Source organism: Agromyces sp. CCNWLW213, from assembly GCF_037199545.1.
Taxonomy (GTDB): domain Bacteria; phylum Actinomycetota; class Actinomycetes; order Actinomycetales; family Microbacteriaceae; genus Agromyces.
Genome location: NZ_JBBBDX010000012.1, coordinates 1 through 15,899 on the forward strand (window position 1 = coordinate 1; position 15,899 = coordinate 15,899).

Here is a 15,899-nt window from a genome sequence, read left to right on the forward strand (position 1 = left end):
CCCGGAAGCTAAGACTCGCAGCGCCGATGGTACTGCAGGGGCGACCCTGTGGGAGAGTAGGACACCGCCGGACATTCTTCACGGAAGAGCCGCCCAGAGTTGGGCGGCTCTTCTGCATTTCACCCTCGTGGGTCTGCCGCGGGCGCGGGGGGAGCCTACGCTGGGTCGATGGGGAACCGACTCGGCGCCGCACTCAGTCCGTACCTCCGCGCCCACTCGGAGAATCCCGTCGACTGGTTCCCGTGGGGCGACGCCGCATTCGACGAAGCCCGCCGTCGTGACGTCCCCGTCCTCGTCTCGATCGGGTACGCGACGTGCCACTGGTGCCACGTGATGGCGCGCGAGAGCTTCAGCGACCCCGAGATCGCCCGGGTCCTCAACGACCGGTTCGTGTCGATCAAGGTCGATCGCGAGGAGCACCCGGACGTCGACGCGAGCTACCTGGCCGCGGCCTCCGCCTTCACGCGAGAGCTGGGCTGGCCCCTCACGGTGTTCACCCGCCCGGACGGCCGTGCCTTCTACGCCGGCACCTACTTCCCGCCGCGCCCGATCCAGGGCGTCCCGTCGTTCGCCGACGTGCTCGCCGCGGTCGACGAGTCCTGGCGCGAACGCCGCGGCGACCTCGACCTGACGGCCGACGCCGTCGGCGAGGCCCTCGCCGCGGCATCCGTCGCCCGGACGAGCGGCGACCTGCCCGACGAGGTCGCGCTCCGGACCGCGGCGGAGAACCTCGCCCAGGCGGAGGATCGGCGATTCGGCGGCTTCGGTGGTGCGCCGAAGTTCCCCGTCGCGCCCGTGCTCGGGTTCCTCGCGCACCTGGGCGGCGACGCACGCGAGCTCGCGGCGCGCACGCTCCGGCGCATGGGCGCCTCACCGCTGCGGGATCCGGTCGAGGGCGGCTTCTTCCGATACGCCACGCAGGCCGATTGGAGCGACCCGCACTACGAGCGCATGCTCACCGACAACGCGCTCCTGCTCGCGGTCGCCGCCGAGCTCGGGACGGGAGCCGACGCGCCGACGTTCACGGAGTCGCTCGCCGACGGACTGATCGACTTCCTCACCGAGCGGATGCAGCTTCCCAGCGGCGGGTTCGCGAGCGCCCAGGACTCGGAGAGCGTCATCGACGGCCGGCGCAGCGAAGGCGGCTACTACCGCAGGGACGCCTCCGGCCGAGCCGAGCTCGAACCGCCGGCACTCGACGAGAAGGTGCTCACCGGATGGAACGGCCTGGCCATCGGCGCGCTCGCACGAGCGGGCTCGGTCTTCGCCGACGCCCGCGCGATCACCTCCGCGAGGCGGGCGGCGGACTTCGTGCTGAAGACGCATCTCGGCCCCGACGGCCGCCTCGCGCGCGCTTCGCTCGACGGCGAGCTCTCGGACGCGGTGGCGACGCTCGAGGACGCCGGCATGCTCGCCGGAGGCCTGCTCCGACTCGCGATGGCCTGCGGCGAGGTGCGGTACGCCGTCGCTGCGCGCGACCTCGTCGATGCGGCGTCCGCGGCTGCGCCCCGGGATGCGGACGTCCCGTTCGCCGCGCCCGCCGGGCCGGACCCCGTGCTCGCCGCCCGCGGATTGGCCCTCCCGGCCGATCCGGCGGAGGGCGCGACCCCGTCGGGCGTCACGGCGTGCGCGGCGGCGGCGTTCGAGTTGTACGCGCTCGGGGCCGGGGACCGCTACCGGATGCTCGCCGAGCGGGCGATGCGATCGGTCGGCGGCATCGCGACCGAGCGCCCCATCGCATTCGGCGGCTCCCTGGAGGTGATGGCCCGCCTCGCGGCGCCGCTCGTGCAGCTGGTCACGGTCCTGCCGGGAGGCCGCCGCGGAGACGTCTCCGCGGGCCGAGAGGACGCTGAGGCGGAGGGCGAGGCGCTGCTGCGCGCCGCCCGTCGGCAGCCGGCATCCGTCTCGGCGATCGTGACCGACGAGCAGGCCGAGGCCTTCGCGGCCGCGGGGTTCGAGCTCTTCGAGGAGCGACGCGCTCGCGACGGGCGCGGGGCGGCGTACCTGTGCCGCGCGTTCGTCTGCGCGCTCCCCGTGACGAGCGCCGACGGCCTCGCGGCGATCGGCCGGCCCCCGGCCTGATCCGTACCATGGACGGATGCCCTCGAACCGCCCCAGCGCAGCCGTCGTCGCGATCGCGGCGGCCGTCGATGCGCTGCTCGTGGTCGCGTTCGCGGTCGCGGGCCGGTCCAGTCACGCCGAGGGGCTCGACCTCTCCGGGGTGTGGCGCACGGCGTGGCCGTTCCTCGCAGGCGGCGCCGTCGGGTGGGTCGCCGCGCTCGGCTGGCGTCGTCCCTTCGCGGCATGGCCGACGGGCGTCGCCGCCTGGCTCGGCGCCGTCGTCATCGGCATGGTGCTCCGCACCGCGACCGGCCAGGGCACGGCGATGCCCTTCATCGTCGTCGCGACGCTGAGCCTCGCGGTGCTCATCGTCGGCTGGCGTGCCGCGCTCGCGCTCGTCACGCGAAGGCGTGCGCTCCGTCTCGTGCGCTGACGCACGAGCGGGACGGCGCTCACCAGGTCGACGGAACGCGCTCGAGCATGCTCCAGACGGCGCTGCTCAGCTCGGGGTGATCGAGGGCGATGTCGCGCAGCACCTCGAACTCGAACCGCGCGACGTCTCCCCGGCGCGCGGTCGGATGGTAGGCGCGGGCGCGCGCCGGGCTCCACCGCTCGGAGTGCAGCCGTTCCTCGCGGAGCGTCGCCACGACCTGCTCGTCGACCGAGGGCAGCTCGGGCAGGAAGGTCCACGGGTCCTCGCCCATGCGGCAGCGCAGCTCGATGAGCGCGGCGAGCTCATCGCGTGCGTCCTGACGCAGGCGTTCCAGCGTCGACGGCTCCGCCATGGTGCGACCTCCCCTCGCTCGTCCGATGGTAACCGACGGTACGCGGCGCATGTGTCGGCCGGGTTACACGCCGACTCCGGGCATGGCGGCCGGATGTCGCGCGGGTGACGATCCGGGAACGGGGGACCGGCTGGTTGAATGGGGCGGTGAGCACCGACCCCGCGCGCGCCGACGACGGACCTGATCCTGCGACGGTCGACGCCCTCGCCGCCGACCTGGCCGCCTCAGGATTCACCGTCGCCACCGTCGACGCGCTGTGGGAGCGCGGGGCGGCGATCGACGGCACGCACCCGGGCGCGGCGCTGCGACGCGGTCATCGCGTGCCCGCGCGGCGCGCCCTCGAGCGGGCGGGCTCCGACGATGCGGCCCTCGCGACGCTCGTGCGCTGCTTCGTGCTCGGCATGCCGGTGGCCTCCGCCGCCCTCGCCTCGGCGCTGCCCGCGCTGGGGCTCGACGGCGCGGAACGGCTGGGGCTCGTCGCGATCGACGGCCCCGACGCGGTGCCGCGCGTCGACCTGCGGCCGTACGCGTTCGCCGACGCGGCCGGCGAGGGCGAGTGGTGGATCGCCTCCGACCCCGGGGAGCTCGCGACCGGGGGCGCGCTCCCCGAGGAGCACGTGCTCGGCGTGGGCGGTGCGTCGCTCACGTTGAGCGGGCTGCTCCTGCCCGACCGCGCCCGGTCGACCCTCGACCTCGGCACCGGATGCGGCATCCAGGCGATGCACGCGGCGCGGTTCAGCGACCGGGTCGTCGCGACGGACGTCTCCACTCGTGCGCTCGGCTTCGCCGCGCTCAACCTGCGCCTCAACGGCATCGCGGGCGTCGAACTGCGGCACGGAAGCCTCTTCGACCCGGTGCCGGGCGAGCGGTTCGACCGGATCGTGTCCAACCCCCCGTTCGTCATCACTCCCCGCCGGGAGGGCGTCCCGACCTACGAATACCGTGACGGCGGCATGGTGGGCGACGGCCTCGTGGAAGCGGTCGTGCGCGGGACGGCCGCGCACCTCCGGCCCGGCGGGATCGCGCAGCTGCTCGGCAACTGGGAGTACCGGCGCCGCGGCGACGACCTCGTCGACGGCCTCGAGCGGGTGGCGGGCTGGGCGGCCGGGGCGGGCCTCGAGTACTGGATCGTCGAGCGTGAGCGGCAGGATCCCGGCGAGTACGCGGAGACCTGGATCCGCGACGGCGGAACGCGTCCCGGGACGCCGCAGTTCGAGGCGCTGTACGACGCCTGGCTCGACGACTTCTCGGCGCGGGGCGTCGAGTCGGTCGGCTTCGGGTACCTGCTGCTGCGGATGCCGCCGCCCGACGAGCGGCCCCGGCTCGCGCGCGCGGAGCGCCTCCACGGCTCGCTCGGCGCGGGCTCCGGCGGGCTCGCCGGGCACCTCGCCGACTGCCTCGCCGCCATGGACGGCGTCGCCGGGCTGGACGACGTCGGGCTGCGCGCCATCCGCATCGCCGTCGCGCCCGACGTCACCGAGGAGCGCCACCACTGGCCGGGCGCCGGGCAACCCGCGGTGATCCTGCTGCACCAGGGCGGCGGCTTCGGCCGGACGGTCGACGCCGGCACCGGACTCGCGGCGCTGGTGGGTGCCGCCGACGGCGAGCTGCCGCTCGGCGTGCTCTCCGACGCGATCGCGCAGCTCCTCGAGGTCGAGCCGGCGGAGCTCTGGGAGGAGCTCGCCCCGGCGGTGCGCGAACTCGTGGCGGGCGGGATGCTGCGCCCGATCGGCTGAGCGTCCGTCCCTCTCGCCGGCAGTCGCGAGCGCCCGCGCGGTCCGCCACGGCCGGTGCCCGCGGCCGCCGGCGTTCGGCGCGTTTCCGGGCGGCGGCGGTATTCTCGTGCTCGCCCACCGAAAGCGAGTCCATGCCCGACAGCCCTCTCTCCGCCTCCCCGTACGAGGTCCTCGGCGTGCCCGCCGACGCGGATGCCGCGCAGCTCCGCCAGGCGTACCGTCGCGCGCTGCGTCACGCGCATCCCGACACCGGCGGCGACGCGGTCCGCTTCCACGCCGTGCAGGCGGCGTGGGAGCTCGTCGGCACCCCGGAGGCGCGGGCCGCGTTCGACCGCGGCATCCGGACCACGGCGCCGTCCGACGCGCCGCACGACCCGTTCGCCCCGGCGGCACCCAGGCCGCGGCGGGACTCGCGGCCGCTCGCGCGGTCGTACGGCCACCCCGGCGGGTTCTCGCGCGAGCAGTACCTGGCGCTCATCCGGGAGTGGGCAGGGCGCGGCGTCACCCTCGACGACCCGTACGACCCGGCGCTCGTGCGGAGCGCCCCCCGCGACATCCGTCACGTGCTGGCCGACGCCCTCGCCGAGGAGGAGACGGCACGCGCCCTGTCGACGCTCGGCATCGCCTACACCGTGTGGCACGACCTCGCGACGGACGCGGGTGGGCCGGGGCTGCCGCCGAAGCTCGACCACCTCGTGCTCGGGCCCACCGGCCTCGTCGCGATCCAGTCCGAGGACTGGGGCGGCCCGGTCGCCCTCAAGCGCGGAGAGCTGATCGGCGAGGCCCTCGCGGGCGAACGGCCGATCCGGGCGCTCGCGGCGCGCGCCAAGGCGGTCACCCGGCCGGCGAGGGTCAAGCCCACGGCGCTCATCGTGGTCGTGCCCGACGAGCACGCCGCGGTGCCGCTCGAGGTCGGGGGCACGAACCGGGGCGCGGCGATCGTCCTCGCGCGGCGGTCCCGGCTCGCCAGCGCCATCCGCGACGGCATCCCCGGGTCGCCGCTGCTGGGCGGCGTCGACTCGATGGAGGTGCGGGCGCGCCTGCAGGCGACCATCCGCTTCGCGTGAACTCGCGCGCGTCGTGGGGGAGGATGGAGGGATGGGCCTGCCTGACGTCGACGCGTACATCGAGGACTTCACCGCATTCGTGACGGCATCGCCGTCGTCGTACCACGCCGCCGCCGAGGTCGCTCGCCGGCTCGAGGCCGCCGGGTTCGAACGGCTCGAGGAACGCGACGCGTGGCCGGCCGGCGCCGGACGCCGCGTCGTGGTCCGCGACGGAGCGGTCATCGCGTGGGTGCAGCCGGAGACGGCCGGCCCCACGACGCCGTTCCGGATCGTGGGTGCGCACACCGACTCGCCGTCCTTCAAGCTCAAGCCGAATCCGTCCAGCGCGGCGGCGGGGCTCTCGCAGGCGAACGTCGAGGTCTACGGCGGTCCGCTGCTGAACTCGTGGCTCGACCGCGAGCTGCGCCTCGCCGGCCGGCTCGTCACGCGCGACGGCGTCGAGCACCTCGTCGCGACGGGTCCGCTGCTGCGCATCCCGCAGCTGGCCATCCACCTGGACCGGGGCGTCAACAACGACGGGCTCACCCTCGACAAGCAGCGGCACGTGCAGCCGATCTGGGGCGTCGAGGGCGGCCCGGAACCGGCCGACCTCGTGGCGCACCTCGCGGGACTCGCGGGCGTCGCACCCGAGGAGGTGGTCGGGCACGACGTGCACGTGGTCGACGCCGCAGCGCCCGCGCGCTTCGGCCGCGGCGACGTCTTCCTCGCCTCGGGGCGGATGGACAACCTCAGCTCCGTGCACGCGGGCCTCACGGCGCTGCTCGACGCGCCGGCCGACGCCGGCCACGTGAGCGTGCTCGCCGCCTTCGACCACGAGGAGCTCGGCTCCGAGTCCCGCTCCGGCGCGAGCGGCCCGTTCCTCGACGACGTGCTCACGCGGATCGGTGCGGCCCTGGGTGCGGGGGTCGAGGAGCGGCGCCGGGCGTTCGCCGAATCCTGGCACGTCTCGAGCGATGCCGGCCATGCGGTGCACCCGAACTACCCCGAACGGCACGATCCCGTGAACCGTCCGGTGCTCGGCGCGGGTCCGCTGCTGAAGCTCAACGCCAACCAGCGGTACGCGACGGATGCCGCGGGCTCCGCGCTCTGGGCGGCGGCGTGCCGCACGGCGGGCGTCGGCATGCAGCAATTCGTGTCGAACAACGCCATCCCCTGCGGCTCCACGATCGGCCCGCTCACCGCGACGCGGCTCGGCATCCGCACGGTCGACGTCGGGCCGCCGCTGCTGTCGATGCACTCGGCGCGCGAGCTCGCCCACGTCGACGACCTCGCCGCGCTCGGCGGCGCGCTGTCGGCCTTCCTCTCGGGAGCCTGATCGCCGGCGCCCCGGCCGGAGCACGTTGGCGGGATCTCGCGCATCGTCGTCGCGAATCCCGCCGTCGCGCGCGGCCCGGTGATGCGAGCATCGGGGCATGACCACGACGAGCGCCGCCCCCGCCCTGTTCGACCACGTCGCCGCGCCCGAGGAGGCCGTGCGCCACTTCCGGGCCCGCCTCGGCTTCGAGACCGACGTGTCGGACGTCGCCGGCGCCCTCGCGACCGGCGACCCCGGCTTCGTGCTCGTCGACACGCGGAGCGAGGCGGCGTGGGAGGCGGGACGCATCCCCGGCGCGATGCACCTCCCCGGTCGGCGCGTCGCGGACGACGCCCGCCGGCGGATCGCGCCCGGGACCCCGGTCGTCGTCTACTGCTGGGGTCCCGGGTGCAACGGCGCCACACGCGCCGCGCTCGCCTTCGCGACCCTCGGCCACCCGGTCAAGGAGATGCTCGGCGGCTTCGAGTACTGGGCGCGCGAGGGCTTCGCGGTCGAGCGGGACGCCGGCACGGAGCGGCACCCGCTCGACCCGCTCACCAACGTCAAGACCGCGTCGGACGCGATCGAGTGCGCCTGCTGACCGGCGGCCGTCGACGTACCCGGTGCACCCGGCGCCCCGGCGCGGCATCCGTCAGCGCAGCGGGCCCCGACGGGACTCGAGCCACAGCGTGTGCTCGCGCAGGGCGTTGCGCACCGCCGCCTTCATGATGAGGTAGCCGATCCACAGGCTGAGCGCGAGGGTCGCGAGGTAGATGAGCGCGCCGATGAGGAGGGCGAAGGTGCCCACGCCGGCGACGATGTCGGGGTCGATGTTCGGGTCCACCCCGTTACCTTGGCAGAGCGCACCGGTCACGAGAAGGGACCATTCCGGGGGACAGGCGCCCCGGAGGGCCGTCAGCACTCGATGACGTTCACCGCGAGGCCGCCCTCGCTGGTCTCCTTGTACTTCGTCATCATGTCGATGCCCGTCTGGCGCATCGTCTCGATGACCGTGTCGAGCGAGACCACGTGCGTACCGTCGCCGTGCAGTGCGAGCCGCGCGGCGGACACCGCGGTCGAGGCGGCGATGGCGTTGCGCTCGATGCACGGCACCTGCACGAGGCCGGCCACCGGGTCGCACGTGAGGCCGAGGTGGTGCTCCATGGCGATCTCGGCCGCGTTCTCGACCTGACGCGGCGTGCCGCCGAGGACCGCGCACAGCGCTCCGGCTGCCATCGCGCAGGCGGACCCCACCTCGGCCTGGCAGCCGCCCTCGGCGCCCGAGATCGACGCGTTCTTCTTGACCAGGCTCGCGATCGCCGCGGCCGTGAGGAGGAAGCGCCGGATGCCCGCGCGGTCGGCGCCGGGGACGAAGCGCAGGTAGTAGTGCGCCACGGCCGGGATGATGCCCGCGGCGCCGTTCGTCGGCGCGGTGACGACCCGGCCGCCCGACGCGTTCTCCTCGTTCACGGCGAGCGCGAACGCGTGGAGCCACTCGGTCGAGGTGTCGCGGACGTGCTCGTCGCGGTCGTACTCCTCGAGCCGGCGTCGCACCTCGGGTGCGCGGCGCTTGACCTTGAGGATGCCCGGCAGGACGCCCTCCGTGTGCAGGCCGTGGTTGACGCACTCGGCCATCGCCGCCCAGATCGCGTCGAGTCCGGCGTCGATGCCCTCCTCGCCGTGCACCGCGACCTCGTTGCGCCGGGCGATGTCGCAGAAGCTCAGGCCGTGCTCGTCGCACAGGTCGAGCAGCTCGGCGGCGGTCGAGTAGGGCAGCGGATGGCGCAGCGCCTCGGCCTGCTCGGGCGCGTCGCCCTCGCGCCGGATGAAGCCGCCGCCGACGGAGTAGTAGGTCTCCTCGGCGAGCGGAAGGGCGTCGTCATCGCCCCAGGCCTGCAACGTCATGGCGTTCGGGTGACCGGGCAGGCGCGTACGCGGTTCGAGCGAGACGTCGGCCTGCGTCATCGTGACGGGATGCCGGCCGGCGAGGCGGACCTCGGCGCCCGAGGCGCCGAGCCGCGACCATGCTTCGCGCACGTCGTCGGGGTCGCAGTCGTGCGGGGTGAGCCCCGCGAGGCCGGCCACGACCGCGTCGGGCGTTCCGTGGCCCAGCCCGGTCGCGCCGAGCGAGCCGTACAGCGAGCAGGTCACGCGCCGCACCCGTTCCAGCGAGCCGTCGGCGACGAGCGTCCCGACGAAGGCCCGGGCCGCCCGCATCGGTCCGACCGTGTGGGAGCTCGAGGGCCCGATCCCGATCGAGAACAGGTCGAGGGCTGAGACGAACGCGGTCACCCACCCAGCGTACGTCGCAGCACGCGCACCGTTCCGCCGAACCGTCGAAGATTCGTGCGCGAAGCCGCGGGACGGTCGCGGATCCCGAGCCGATCCGCGCCGCACGGGCGCCCGCCGGCCGCCGCGGCCGGAGGGGGCGGCCACGGCGGTCGCACAGGCGAGGCGGCGTAGACTCGCCCGGATGTCCGTGAACGATTCCGCCGGGGTGCGCGTCCGTCTCATGCGCGACGACGAGGCCGCCCCGGTCGGCCGCCTCGTCCGCCAGGCGTACGCCGGCGACTACGAGCTCTCCGACGACTACCTCGCCGAGATCGAGTCCGTCGCCGATCGTTCGCGCGAGCACGAGGTGTGGGTCGCGGAGGACGCGACGACCGGTGCGCTGCTCGGCACGGTCACCACTCCGCGGGCGGGACGACGCATGTCGGCCGTCGCCCGCGAGGCCGACGAGCTCGACTTCCGGTTCCTGGGCGTCGCGCCGGCCGCCCGCGGCCGCGGCGTCGGCGAGCGGCTCGTGCAGCACGTCGTCGCGCTGGCCGCCCACCGCGGCCTCCGCCGCGTGGTGCTCAACACGGGTCCGCAGATGATCGCGGCCCAGCGCCTCTACGAGCGCCTCGGCTTCGAGCGCCTCCGCGAACGCGAGTTCACGTTCGGCCGGTCCGACGGCACGACCATCCTGATCTGGGCGTACGGGCGCGACGTCGACGACCTGGCGTCGGGCCGCTCGGCCCACGCCGCCTGACCGAGCGAGTCCTCAGCGCCCGCCGCGGCGGCTCGTGATCTGTCCGGTGTCGAAGCCGAGCAGGTGCAGGCCGCCGTGGAAGCGGGCGTGCTCGACCTTGATGCAGCGGTCCATGACGACCGTGAGGCCCTGCTCCTCGCCGTAGTAGGCGGCCTGCTCGTTCCAGATGCCGAGCTGCACCCAGATGGTCTTCGCGCCCGCGGCGACCACGTCGTCGACGACGGACGGGATGTCGCTTCCGCGACGGAACACCACGACGATGTCGGGCACCTCGGGCAGGTCCTGCAGGCTCCCGTACGCGGGCTGCCCGAGGATCTCGGTCTCGTTCGGGTTCACGAAGTGCACGCGATAGTCGCTCGACTGCTGGAGGTACGTGCCGACGAAGTAGCTCGACCGCTGCGGCTTGGGCGAGGCGCCCACGATCGCGACGGACTCCGCGTCGTTGAGGATGCGCTGCCGCTGCTTCGCGTCGGGGCCGATCCAGGTGCGCTGCGACGTCAGCAGCTTGGCGAGCGGGGAGCTCGAGGGGAGCTCGCACGACAGACCGTTGACGAGACGGACCGTCTCGACGTCGCCGGTTGCGGCATCCGTCGCCTCGAGGCGGCTCGCGGTCGTCGTCTCGGCGGCCGCGCTCATCGGGGGCCTCCGATCGTGGCGCCGGCGACGGCCAGGCCCGCGGTCGCCGCGGACAGCGCCTGGTCGAGGTCGGCGATGATGTCGTCGACATCCTCGATGCCGACCGAGAGACGCACGACGCCGGGCAGCACGCCCGCGTCGACGAGCTGCTGGTCGGTGAGCTGCGCGTGCGTCGTCGACGCGGGGTGGATGATCAGCGTCTTCGCGTCGCCGATGTTGGCGAGGTGGCTCGCGAGGTTCACCGATTCGATGAGCGTCTGGCCGACCTCGCGGCCGCCCTTGACCTCGAAGCTGAAGACCGAGCCGGGCCCCTTCGGCAGGTACTTCGCGGCGCGCTCGAAGTGCGGGTGGTCGGGGAGTCCGGCCCAGAAGACGCGCTCGATGCGCGGGTCGGCGTCGAGCCACTCGGCGACCACGCGCGCGTTGTCGACGTGGGCCTGGATGCGGTACGGCAGCGTCTCGACGCCCTGGGCGAGCAGGAAGGCGCTGTGCGGCGCGAGCGCCGGCCCGATGTCGCGCAGCTGCTCGGCGCGCAGCCGGGTCAGGAACGCGTATTCCCCGAAGTTGCCCGACCACTGCAGGCCGCCGTAGCTCGGCACGGGCTCGCCGAACAGCGGGAACTTCTCGGAGTGCCAGTCGAACCGGCCCGACTCGACCACGACGCCGCCCAGGGTCGTGCCGTGCCCGCCCAGGAACTTCGTCGCGGAGTGGGTGACGAGGTCGGCTCCCCACTCGATGGGGCGGTTGAGGTACGGCGTCGCGATCGTCGAGTCGACGATGAGCGGGATGCCGTGCGCGTGCGCGACGTCGGCGAGCCCCTCGAGGTCGGCGATCTCGCCCGACGGGTTCGCGACGGTCTCGACGAAGATCGCCTTGGTGCGCTCGGTGATCGCGGGCGCGTAGTCGGCCGGGTCGGAGGAGCGCACGAACGTGGTCTCGACGCCGAACCGGCGGAGCGTGACATCCAGCTGGGTGATCGAACCGCCGTAGAGGTTCGCCGACGCGACGATGTGGTCGCCGGTGCCCGCGAGGCTCGCGAACGTGATGTACTGCGCCGCGAGGCCGCTCGCGGTCGCGACCGCGCCGAGGCCGCCCTCGAGGCTCGCGACGCGCTCCTCGAACGCCGCGACCGTCGGGTTCGCCAGGCGCGAGTAGATGTTGCCGTACTTCTGCAGCGCGAAGCGCGCCGCGGCGTCGGCCGTGTCGTCGAAGACGAACGCGCTCGACTGGTAGATCGGGAGCGCGCGGGCGCCCGCCTCGGCGTCGGGGATGTTGCCCGCGTGGATGGCGCGGGTCTTGAAGCCGTATTCGCGGTCTGCCATGGGCCCACGGTAGTCCGCCTGCGCGCGGCATCCGCCCGCCGCCGTAACGGAGGGCAACGGATGCCGCCGCCGGCCGGCCGGGCCGCTACGTCAGGGTGAGGATCAGGTGCGGCACCTCGACCCGGAACGCCCCGCCCTCGGCGTCGAGGTGCACCGAGCCGTTCATCGCGACCCATTCGGTCAGCAGCTCGACCTCGATGAGCATGGACGCCTGCGCGGGGACGGACACCCCGGTCGCGGGCAGGAACTCGTTGAACGCGATCGACCTGCTGTCGTCGCTGCCGAAGAACCCGCCCGTCGTGCCCGCGCTGGTCAGGATGCGGTCGTGCACGATCGAGCGGATGGACGAGTCCATGGACCACACCGTCGTGCGGGCCCGCACGGTCGCCCGCGCCTCCGTGGTCGGGAAGAACCACGATGCGACGCCGCTCCACTCCGCATCGACCGACAGGTGCGCGTTGACCACGAGCCGGGCGCCCGCCGTCATCACGACCGGCTGGGTCCGCGGGTTGCGCCACAGGGTGAAGAAGCTGAGGCGGCCGGTCCCCGTCTCCCGGATCGAGTCGGCCGATTCGCTGAGCCGGTACCGGGCCCAGCTGTCGAGCGAGCCGACCTGCGAGTCGACGACCGTGCCGCCGCCCGCGAAGCTGCGGATGAACGTGACCCGGTCGATGATGACGTTCATCGGGTCGTCCGGCAGCACCATGGTCGGCGTCACCTCGGCGAGGCGCCGGGCGACCTCGCGCGAGGCGTCGATCGCGCGCCGCCGCTGGTCGTCGGCGCGTTCCCGCCGGGCCTTCGAGCGCTCCTCGGCGATCGCGTCGAGGCGCTCCGGGTCCAGCCCGCCGCCGAGGAGCTCGTGTCGGGCGAGTTCGGCGTCCTCCCGGGCCGCCTCGGCGCGTGCCCGCTCGCCCTCCTCGTCGTGCCATGCCGGGGCGGCCCTGCCGGCCGCCTCCTCGACGAAGGCCTCCGCCTGCTCGCGCTCGCGCGCATCCGTGTCCATGGTCGACGCCCTTCCCCCAACGTCCCCGTCACCGGACGGTGCCGGCGGACGAGGCCGATGCTAGACCCGCCGCGTCCCGGCGTCCACGGACCTTCGGCCCCGCAGGACGGGCGGGCGCGCGGCTACCCCCCGACGACGTCGTCGGTCGACACGACCCGTGCGAACCCGCCGCCGTCGAGGTTCACGGCGGTCGCGCGGGCGAGCTCCGCGGCCGACAGGCGGAGCCCGCCGGGGCCCGCCATGTCGAACGTGTGGGTCGCGTCGATCGGGAGGGTCACGTCGTATCCGAGGTTGCCCGCCATCCGGGCCGTCGTCTCGACGCACTGGTTGGTCTGGATGCCGCAGACGACGAGCTGCCGCACCCCGCGCTCCACGAGGAACGCCTGCAGGTCGGGCTCGCCGTAGAACGCCGAGTTGACGTGCTTGGTCACGAACAGGTCGTGGGGCGCGTCGGCCACGACGGGCTTCAACGCGTTGCCGGGGGAGCCGGGCGCGAGGGGCGACCCGGGCGTGCGCGAGTCGTGCCGGACGAGCACGATCGGCCGCGCGGCATCCGCCCACGCCTGCACGAGGCGACCGATGTTCGCCTCGGCGTCCGGGTTGTCGCGCTCGCCCCAATACGGGTCGTCGAAGCCCTGCTGCACGTCGATCACGATGAGGGCGGCGGTGTCGTCGAAGTCCATGGGTCCATCGTGGCGCGCGGGCCGGCGATCGGCGGCGGTCCGGCCTGCCGTTCTTCCGCGAGAGGCTGCCAACGGATGCCGCGCTCGCCGCCGCACGTCGGCGGGTAGCGTGGGGCGGGTGATCCTCGAGCACGCCGTCCTGCCCGTCGTCCCCGGACGCGAGGCCGAGTTCGAGGCCGCCTTCGCGGAGGCGACCGCGATCATCGCCGCGATGCCCGGCTTCGTCGACCTCACGCTCTCGCGCTCGGTCGAGACCCCGAACGAGTACCTGCTGCTCGTGCAGTGGGAGCGCCTCGAGGACCACGATCCCGGCTTCCGAGGCTCGGCCGGCTACGCGCGATGGCGCGAGCTGCTGCACGGGTTCTACGAGCCGTTCCCGGTGGTGGAGCACTTCCGCGAGGTCCTCGCGGTGGCGCCCGCCGGGCCGGAGCGCGCGCGTTGAGCGCCGTCACCCGGGTCGAGACCGTCGTCGTCGGCGGCGGCGCGATGGGCGCCGCGACCGCGTGGCAGCTGGCCCGGCGGGGCCGCGACGTCGCGCTGCTCGAGCGGTTCGAGCCCGGCCACCGGAACGGCGCCTCGCACGGGGCGTCGCGCAACTTCAACGTCGCGTACGCCGACCCCGTCTACGTCGCGATGCTCGCCGAGGCGCTCCCGCTGTGGCGCGACCTCGAGGCCGAATCCGGCACGTCGTTGCTCGAGCTCGTCGGCGTGGCGAACCACGGCCCGGCTCCGCAGTTCGACGCCGTGCACGCGGCGCTCAGCGCTGCCGGCATCCCCGCCGAGTTCCTGCCCGTCGAGGACGCGGGGCGCCGCTGGCCCGGCATCCGCTTCGACACCACGGTGCTCTTCAACGAGCGAGCAGGGCGGGTGAACGCGGATGCCGCGATCGCCGCGCTGCACGCGACGGCCGCCGCCGACGGAGCCGACGTGCGGCACCGCACGCGGGCCACGCGCATCGAGCCGCTCGGCGACGACCGCGTGCGCGTGGCATCCGTTACCGACGCCGGCGTCGAGGAGGTGTTCGAGGCGCGCACGGCGGTCGTGACCCTCGGCGCGTGGACGACGAAGCTGCTCGGCGGCACGCCCCTGCCGCGGCTCGTGGTCACGCAGGAGCAGCCCGCGCACTTCGCCGTGCGCGACGCGTCGATGCCGTGGCCGAGCCACAACCACTTCCCGGGCGCGGCCGCCGACGGCTACGACTACTGGCGCTCGCCGGTGTACGGCATGCTCACGCCGGGCGAGGGCGTGAAGGCCGGATGGCACGGCGTCGGCCCCGTCGTGGATCCCGACGCGCGCGACTTCCTGCCCGTCGCGGACCAGCTCGCCGACCTGCAGCGCTATGCGCGCGAGTGGCTGCCGGGCGTCGACGCCGACGCGGTCGAGCCGATCAGCTGCACGTACACGACCACCCCCGACGAGCACTTCGTGCTCGACCGGATCGGGCCTTTCGTCGTGGGTGCGGGCTTCTCGGGGCACGGGTTCAAGTTCACGCCGGTGGTCGGGCGCATCCTCGCCGACCTGGCCGACGGCTCCGGGCCGGCGCCGGCGCGGTTCGCCGCCGACCGGGCGATCGCGGCGGGCTCGTCGCCCACCGGGCTCGCGGGTCGCTGAGGCGGCGCGCCGCGGCATCCGCTCGCCGTCGACTGCACAGGCCCTGATCAGGCCCCGTTGCTACCCTCGAGGGAGGTCGCCGAAGGGTGGCCCCGGACGAGGGAACCCAGTACCCGGAGCGCGACAAGACTGGCCGAAGGAGTGCCGTCATGTCGTGGATCGTCCTCATCCTCTCCGGTGTGCTCGAAGCCGTGTGGGCCACCGCCCTCGGCAGGTCGGAGGGCTTCACGAAGCTCTGGCCGTCGGTCGTGTTCGGCGTGACGCTCGTGCTCTCGATGGGCGGGCTCGCCTGGGCGATGCGCGACATCCCGGTCGGCACCGCCTACGCGGTGTGGGTCGGCATCGGCGCGGCGCTCACCGTGATCTGGGCGATGGTCTCGGGTGAGACGGATGTCTCGTGGGCCCGTCTCGCGCTCATCGCCGGGCTCGTCGGCTGTGTGGTGGGGCTCAAGCTCGTCGACGGCGGCGCCGGGCACTAGCGCCCCCGCCGCGCCGTGCGGCGTCGCGTGGCGTTGCGGCGAGGGTATGGCGAACGCCCCCGAACGCTCGGCGACGCCGACGTTCGCCATACCCTCGCGCGCCGGCGGGCACGGCGCTCCGCGCGCGGCGGCCGATGTGTAAAAAATGATTGACACGGTGTCGAGAATGGTTGACACTGGCCGTGTCAAAC

Annotated in this window: 17 protein-coding genes, 1 rRNA gene and 1 riboswitch; of the genes, 11 read left to right on the top strand and 7 right to left on the bottom strand. The window is 74.1% G+C overall.

The features are described from left to right. From rrf to WBQ80_RS16380, 3 genes are all read left to right on the top strand, one after another. A 5S ribosomal RNA gene (gene rrf / locus WBQ80_RS17030) occupies window positions 1-73 on the top strand; the annotation flags it as partial. A 95-nt stretch (window positions 74-168) separates the two neighbouring features. Next, on the top strand, window positions 169-2,082 hold the full coding sequence (locus WBQ80_RS16375) for a thioredoxin domain-containing protein (RefSeq protein WP_336573498.1): 1,914 nt from the start codon (window positions 169-171) through the stop codon (window positions 2,080-2,082). Window positions 2,083-2,098: 16 nt separating this feature from the next. Then, window positions 2,099-2,494: a DUF3054 domain-containing protein gene (locus WBQ80_RS16380; protein ID WP_336573499.1), complete on the top strand. Its 396-nt coding sequence runs from the start codon at window positions 2,099-2,101 to the stop codon at window positions 2,492-2,494. 19 nt (window positions 2,495-2,513) lie between these two features. Here WBQ80_RS16380 and WBQ80_RS16385 read toward each other — a convergent pair whose 3' ends face one another. Next, window positions 2,514-2,846, bottom strand: coding sequence for a hypothetical protein (locus tag WBQ80_RS16385; protein ID WP_336573500.1), 333 nt, complete (start codon window positions 2,844-2,846; stop codon window positions 2,514-2,516). Between the two features lie 146 nt (window positions 2,847-2,992). Here WBQ80_RS16385 and WBQ80_RS16390 point away from each other — a divergent pair, with 146 nt between their 5' ends. From WBQ80_RS16390 to WBQ80_RS16405, 4 genes are all read left to right on the top strand, one after another. Next, window positions 2,993-4,582, top strand: coding sequence for a DUF7059 domain-containing protein (locus WBQ80_RS16390; RefSeq protein WP_336573501.1), 1,590 nt, complete (start codon window positions 2,993-2,995; stop codon window positions 4,580-4,582). Between the two features lie 131 nt (window positions 4,583-4,713). Next, window positions 4,714-5,649, top strand: coding sequence for a DnaJ domain-containing protein (locus WBQ80_RS16395; RefSeq protein ID WP_336573502.1), 936 nt, complete (start codon window positions 4,714-4,716; stop codon window positions 5,647-5,649). Window positions 5,650-5,680: 31 nt separating this feature from the next. After that, window positions 5,681-6,964 (top strand): M18 family aminopeptidase, encoded by a 1,284-nt coding sequence (locus tag WBQ80_RS16400; RefSeq protein WP_336573503.1) that lies wholly within the window; start codon window positions 5,681-5,683, stop codon window positions 6,962-6,964. Between the two features lie 97 nt (window positions 6,965-7,061). Continuing rightward, window positions 7,062-7,544, top strand: coding sequence for a rhodanese-like domain-containing protein (locus tag WBQ80_RS16405; RefSeq protein WP_336573504.1), 483 nt, complete (start codon window positions 7,062-7,064; stop codon window positions 7,542-7,544). 51 nt (window positions 7,545-7,595) lie between these two features. Here WBQ80_RS16405 and WBQ80_RS16410 read toward each other — a convergent pair whose 3' ends face one another. Both WBQ80_RS16410 and WBQ80_RS16415 read right to left on the bottom strand, forming a co-directional pair. After that, entirely contained in the window at window positions 7,596-7,787 is a 192-nt protein-coding gene (locus WBQ80_RS16410; RefSeq protein ID WP_336573505.1) for a hypothetical protein, read from the bottom strand. Between the two features lie 71 nt (window positions 7,788-7,858). Further along, the gene (locus WBQ80_RS16415) at window positions 7,859-9,235 is read right to left on the bottom strand and encodes an L-serine ammonia-lyase (protein WP_336573506.1); all 1,377 of its coding nucleotides are present in this window, start codon (window positions 9,233-9,235) and stop codon (window positions 7,859-7,861) included. Window positions 9,236-9,416: 181 nt separating this feature from the next. Between WBQ80_RS16415 and WBQ80_RS16420 the strand changes: the two genes are divergently transcribed. Then, window positions 9,417-9,974, top strand: a complete 558-nt coding sequence (locus tag WBQ80_RS16420; protein ID WP_336573507.1) for a GNAT family N-acetyltransferase — start codon at window positions 9,417-9,419, stop codon at window positions 9,972-9,974. A 12-nt stretch (window positions 9,975-9,986) separates the two neighbouring features. Here WBQ80_RS16420 and WBQ80_RS16425 read toward each other — a convergent pair whose 3' ends face one another. The 4 genes from WBQ80_RS16425 to WBQ80_RS16440 all read right to left on the bottom strand — a co-directional run bounded on the left by WBQ80_RS16425 (window position 9,987) and on the right by WBQ80_RS16440 (window position 13,618). Continuing rightward, on the bottom strand, window positions 9,987-10,610 hold the full coding sequence (locus WBQ80_RS16425) for a CoA-binding protein (RefSeq protein WP_336573508.1): 624 nt from the start codon (window positions 10,608-10,610) through the stop codon (window positions 9,987-9,989). Continuing rightward, the gene (locus WBQ80_RS16430) at window positions 10,607-11,932 is read right to left on the bottom strand and encodes an O-acetylhomoserine aminocarboxypropyltransferase/cysteine synthase family protein (RefSeq protein WP_336573509.1); all 1,326 of its coding nucleotides are present in this window, start codon (window positions 11,930-11,932) and stop codon (window positions 10,607-10,609) included. Before WBQ80_RS16430 ends, WBQ80_RS16425 begins: the two co-directional genes overlap by 4 nt. An 85-nt stretch (window positions 11,933-12,017) precedes the next feature. Then, window positions 12,018-12,935: a hypothetical protein gene (locus WBQ80_RS16435; RefSeq protein WP_336573510.1), complete on the bottom strand. Its 918-nt coding sequence runs from the start codon at window positions 12,933-12,935 to the stop codon at window positions 12,018-12,020. A 122-nt stretch (window positions 12,936-13,057) separates the two neighbouring features. After that, window positions 13,058-13,618 (bottom strand): cysteine hydrolase family protein, encoded by a 561-nt coding sequence (locus WBQ80_RS16440; RefSeq protein ID WP_337282612.1) that lies wholly within the window; start codon window positions 13,616-13,618, stop codon window positions 13,058-13,060. A gap of 118 nt (window positions 13,619-13,736) precedes the next feature. Between WBQ80_RS16440 and WBQ80_RS16445 the strand changes: the two genes are divergently transcribed. The 3 genes from WBQ80_RS16445 (at window position 13,737) to WBQ80_RS16455 (ending at window position 15,708) form a co-directional block, all read left to right on the top strand. Further along, a complete protein-coding gene (locus WBQ80_RS16445) occupies window positions 13,737-14,060 on the top strand; it encodes an antibiotic biosynthesis monooxygenase family protein (RefSeq protein ID WP_336573211.1) in 324 nt (107 codons plus the stop codon). Then, complete coding sequence (locus tag WBQ80_RS16450) at window positions 14,057-15,229, top strand: FAD-dependent oxidoreductase (protein WP_336573212.1); 1,173 nt, start codon at window positions 14,057-14,059, stop codon at window positions 15,227-15,229. Before WBQ80_RS16445 ends, WBQ80_RS16450 begins: the two co-directional genes overlap by 4 nt. A 71-nt stretch (window positions 15,230-15,300) precedes the next feature. Then, window positions 15,301-15,367, top strand: a riboswitch (guanidine-III (ykkC-III) riboswitch). Between the two features lie 11 nt (window positions 15,368-15,378). Continuing rightward, on the top strand, window positions 15,379-15,708 hold the full coding sequence (locus tag WBQ80_RS16455) for a DMT family transporter (RefSeq protein ID WP_336573213.1): 330 nt from the start codon (window positions 15,379-15,381) through the stop codon (window positions 15,706-15,708). Window positions 15,709-15,899 lie beyond the last annotated feature (191 nt).

Excerpts from the sequence above, each read along its gene's own strand:
- WBQ80_RS16375 (WP_336573498.1), top strand. The coding sequence starts at position 169 with ATGGGGAACCGACTCGGCGCCGCACTCAGTCCGTACCTCCGCGCCCAC.
- WBQ80_RS16380 (WP_336573499.1), top strand. The coding sequence starts at position 2,099 with ATGCCCTCGAACCGCCCCAGCGCAGCCGTCGTCGCGATCGCGGCGGCC.
- WBQ80_RS16385 (WP_336573500.1), bottom strand. The coding sequence starts at position 2,846 with ATGGCGGAGCCGTCGACGCTGGAACGCCTGCGTCAGGACGCACGCGAT.
- WBQ80_RS16395 (WP_336573502.1), top strand. The coding sequence starts at position 4,714 with ATGCCCGACAGCCCTCTCTCCGCCTCCCCGTACGAGGTCCTCGGCGTG.
- WBQ80_RS16400 (WP_336573503.1), top strand. The coding sequence starts at position 5,681 with ATGGGCCTGCCTGACGTCGACGCGTACATCGAGGACTTCACCGCATTC.
- WBQ80_RS16405 (WP_336573504.1), top strand. The coding sequence starts at position 7,062 with ATGACCACGACGAGCGCCGCCCCCGCCCTGTTCGACCACGTCGCCGCG.
- WBQ80_RS16420 (WP_336573507.1), top strand. The coding sequence starts at position 9,417 with ATGTCCGTGAACGATTCCGCCGGGGTGCGCGTCCGTCTCATGCGCGAC.
- WBQ80_RS16425 (WP_336573508.1), bottom strand. The coding sequence starts at position 10,610 with ATGAGCGCGGCCGCCGAGACGACGACCGCGAGCCGCCTCGAGGCGACG.
- WBQ80_RS16430 (WP_336573509.1), bottom strand. The coding sequence starts at position 11,932 with ATGGCAGACCGCGAATACGGCTTCAAGACCCGCGCCATCCACGCGGGC.
- WBQ80_RS16435 (WP_336573510.1), bottom strand. The coding sequence starts at position 12,935 with ATGGACACGGATGCGCGCGAGCGCGAGCAGGCGGAGGCCTTCGTCGAG.
- WBQ80_RS16440 (WP_337282612.1), bottom strand. The coding sequence starts at position 13,618 with ATGGACTTCGACGACACCGCCGCCCTCATCGTGATCGACGTGCAGCAG.
- WBQ80_RS16455 (WP_336573213.1), top strand. The coding sequence starts at position 15,379 with ATGTCGTGGATCGTCCTCATCCTCTCCGGTGTGCTCGAAGCCGTGTGG.